The following is a 1,226-nucleotide window of genomic DNA, read 5'->3' on the forward strand; positions in this document are numbered from 1 at the left end:
CCAACTTGGGGACGGACAATGAAGCGAACGAGATTTACGGACGAACAGATCATCGGCATCCTGACGGAGCACGAGGCCGGCGCGAAGTGCGCGGACCTGTGCCGCAAGCACGGTATGTCGGAAGGCACCTTCTACAACTGGAAGGCCAAGTTCGGCGGCATGACGGTGTCGGAGGCCAAGCGGCTGAAGGCGCTCGAGGATGAGAACGCCAAGCTCAAGAAGCTTCTGGCCGAACAGATGCTGGATCTGGCGGCGATGAAGGACCTGGTTGCAAAAAAGTGGTAGGGCCCGCCGTGAAGCGTGAAGCCGTTGCGTATCTTCGGGCCGAGCATGGCCTCTCGGAACGGCGGGCCTGCCACATCCTCGGCGCGGATCGCACGATGATCCGCTATCGATCTCGACGCGCGCCGGATACGGCGTTACGCGGTCGGTTGCGGGACTTGGCCAACGAGCGCCGGCGGTTCGGTTACCGGCGCCTGTTCGTATTGCTGCGCCGCGAGGGCGAGCCCTCGGGGATCAATCGGATCTATCGGCTCTACCGCGAAGAGGGGCTAACGGTGCGCAAGCGGAAGGCGCGGCACAAGGCGGTCGGAACACGGGCCCCTATCCTGGTCGAGGCGCGGCCCAATGCACGCTGGTCGCTGGATTTCGTCCACGACCAGTTCGCCAACGGTCAGCGCTTCCGGGTTCTCAACGTGGTCGACGATGTCACCCGGGAATGCCTTGCGGCGATCCCGGACACCTCAATCTCGGGACGTCGTGTGGCACACGAGTTGACGGCCCTGATTGAGCGCCGCGGAAAGCCCGGCATGATTGTCAGCGACAACGGCACGGAACTGACCAGTAACGCGATCCTGCGGTGGTGTTCCGAGCACCGGGTCGAATGGCACTACATCGCGCCGGGAAAGCCCATGCAGAATGGTTTCGTCGAAAGCTTCAACGGCAGGATGCGCGACGAGCTGCTCAACGAGACCATGTTCCGAAACCTGGCCCATGCGCGGATCGTGATCGCTGCCTGGGCCACAGACTACAACACCGAGCGCCCCCATTCGGCCTTGGATTACAAAACCCCGGCTGCCTACGCGCGAACCCTGATCACCGCAATCGCCCGCCCCGCTGCGCGACATGAAAGCTCCGCGCGTCGGGCGATTGCTCAACCTGCGCCAAACGGCGTAAACACCAACCGGGCTCCGGTCGCGGCTGGATGAAAGTTCAGTGGCAGGTCA

Annotated in this window: 1 protein-coding gene; it reads left to right on the plus strand. The window is 63.2% G+C overall.

Translation table 11 applies throughout. The features are described 5' to 3' along the window. Positions 1–18: 18 nt before the first annotated feature. A protein-coding gene (locus B0B01_RS12850; protein WP_143733121.1) for an IS3 family transposase occupies positions 19–1,208 on the plus strand; the annotation gives its coding sequence in 2 pieces (ribosomal slippage) (positions 19–271 and positions 271–1,208; 1,191 coding nt in all). The last annotated feature ends 18 nt before the right edge of the window (positions 1,209–1,226 follow it).

Origin of the sequence: Pontibaca methylaminivorans, assembly GCF_900156525.1 — a bacterium.
GTDB classification, from domain to species: Bacteria; Pseudomonadota; Alphaproteobacteria; order Rhodobacterales; family Rhodobacteraceae; genus Pontibaca; species Pontibaca methylaminivorans.